Source organism: Streptomyces sp. NPDC048269 (assembly GCF_040652395.1).
GTDB lineage: Bacteria > Actinomycetota > Actinomycetes > Streptomycetales > Streptomycetaceae > Streptomyces.
This window is the reverse complement of sequence record NZ_JBEZLW010000117.1, coordinates 1-2285: the sequence shown is the minus strand read 5'-3', so window position 1 is coordinate 2285 and position 2285 is coordinate 1. Positions and strand designations below refer to the sequence as shown.

Below are 2285 nucleotides of genomic sequence, written 5' to 3'. Positions count from 1 at the left end.
GCCTCACGGAACTTCTTCGACCCGTTCGCGTTCGTCCGCTCACCGATCGCCATGTACGAGGTGTCCTGCCGGAACGGCACCGTCTGGTACAGCGACGCAGCGCCCGGCTCCGGCTGCGGCTTGCGCTCCGTGACGGCCGCGCCGCGGACCCGCTCCACGACCTGGCGCAGGTGCTCGGGCGTCGTACCGCAGCACCCGCCGACCAGCGACAGGCCGTACTCCCGTACGAAGTCCTCCTGCGCGTCGGCGAGCTCGGCCGCCGACAGGGGGTAATGCGCCCCCTCGCTCGTGAGCACGGGCAGGCCGGCGTTGGGCATGCAGGAGAGCGGGATGCGCGCGTTGCGGGCGAGGTAGCGCAGGTGCTCGCTCATCTCCGCCGGACCGGTCGCGCAGTTCAACCCGATCATGTCGATGCCCAGCGGCTCCAGCGCCGTCAGCGCCGCGCCGATCTCCGAACCCAGCAGCATCGTGCCCGTGGTCTCCACGGTCACCGAGCAGATCAGCGGCACCGACACACCGAGCACCTCCATGGCCCGCCGCGCGCCGATGACCGAGGACTTCGTCTGCAGCAGGTCCTGAGTCGTCTCCACCAGCAGCGCGTCCGCGCCGCCGCAGAGGAGGCCTTCCGCGTTCGCCTGGTACGCGTCCCGCAGCGTGACGTACGGGGCGTGGCCGAGGGTGGGCAGTTTCGTGCCCGGGCCCATCGAGCCGAGGACCCAGCGCTGCTGCCCGGTGGTGGCGGTGAACTCGTCCGCCACCTCGCGGGCGATGCGGGCACCGGACTCCGACAGCTCGTGCACCCGCTCCGCGATGTCGTACTCGGCCAGCGCCGCGAAGTTCGCCCCGAAGGTGTTCGTCTCGACGCAGTCCACACCGACGGCGAAGTACGCCTCGTGGACCGACCGGACGATGTCCGGGCGGGTGACGTTGAGGACCTCGTTGCAGCCCTCCAGCTGCTGGAAGTCCTCCATCGTGGGGTCCTGCGCCTGGAGCATCGTTCCCATGGCTCCGTCGGCCACCACCACCCGGGTGGCCAGCGCCTCGCGCAGTTCGTCGGCCCGGTTCACGACGCGCCTCCCGGCAACCCCAGTACGCCGTCCAGCCGCTGCTCCGCCTCGGGCCCGTACACGGCCCGGACCGTGCCGAGCAGCCCGGCGGGCTCGACCTCGTACGCCTGCGAGCCGACGGCCCGCAGCACCAGCGCCGCCATGGCGCAGCCGAGCTGGGCGGCGGCCTCCAGCGGCAGTCCCTTGCTCACCGCGGCGAGGAAGCCGGAGCGGAAGGCGTCTCCGACGCCCGTCGGGTCCTCGGCGGGCACGTCCGGTACCGCCGCCACGGTGAGGACGGGAGCGCCTTGGCGGTCGATGCGCACGCCCTTCGCGCCGAGGGTGGTCACCCAGGTGCCGACCCGGGCGAGCACCTCCTCGGTGCTCCACTCGGCCCGCTCGCGCAGCAGCGCGGACTCGTACTCGTTCGTGAAGAGCCAGTGGGCCCCGTCGACGAGGCTCCGCACCTCGTCCCGGGAGAGGCGGGCCAGCTGCTGGGAGGGGTCGGCGGCGAAGGGGATGCCGAGCCGGCGGCAGTCCTCGGTGTGGCGGACCATCGCGGCCGGGTCGTTGGGCGAGACGAGGACGAGGTCCAGGGGGCCGCCGCGGGCGATGAGCGCGCGCAGGTCGATCTCGGCGGCCTCCGCCATCGCGCCCGCGTAGAACGAGGCGATCTGGTTGGAGTCCTGGTCGGTCATGCACATGAAGCGGGCGGTCTGGTGCCCGGCGGACACGTGCACCCCGCCGGTGTCGACGCCGTGCTCCTTCAGCCAGACTTCGTACTCGCCGAAGTCGGGGCCGACGGCGCCGACGAGTACGGGGTCCAGCCCCAGCACGCCGAGCCCGTAGGCGATGTTGGCCGCCACCCCGCCCCGCCGGACCTCCAGGGAGTCGACCAGGAAGGACAGGGAGACGTGCTCCAGCTGGTCGGGGAGCAGCTGGTCGACGAACCGGCCCGGAAAGGCCATGAGGTGATCCGTGGCGATGGATCCTGTCACCGCTATACGCACGTTCTCTCCTGAGGGCAGGTGGGGGCCGGCTCCCGCCGGGGTCGGGGCGGGGGGTGTGGCGCCGTCAGCGGGCTGCGGCGGCCTTGAGTGCCTCGGCCCGGTCGGTGCGCTCCCAGGTGAAGTCCGGCAGCTCGCGGCCGAAGTGGCCGTAGGCGGCGGTCTGGGCGTAGATCGGGCGCAGCAGGTCCAGGTCGCGGATGATCGCGGCCGGGCGCAGGTCGAAGACCTC

At 72.5% G+C, this 2285-nt stretch carries 3 protein-coding genes; all 3 read right to left on the bottom strand.

Annotation, left to right across the window (positions count from 1 at the left end):
• Positions 1–1067, bottom strand: a 1067-nt coding sequence (locus AB0D48_RS37365) for a homocysteine S-methyltransferase family protein (protein ID WP_362407814.1), incomplete at its 3' end; no start/stop codon positions are given.
• A complete protein-coding gene (locus AB0D48_RS37360; RefSeq protein ID WP_362407812.1) occupies positions 1064–2056 on the bottom strand; it encodes a carbohydrate kinase family protein in 993 nt (330 codons plus the stop codon). The genes AB0D48_RS37360 and AB0D48_RS37365, both read right to left, overlap by 4 nt.
• Positions 2057–2120: 64 nt before the next feature.
• The coding region (locus tag AB0D48_RS37355; RefSeq protein WP_362407817.1) for a methionine adenosyltransferase domain-containing protein at positions 2121–2285 on the bottom strand (165 nt) is incomplete at its 5' end.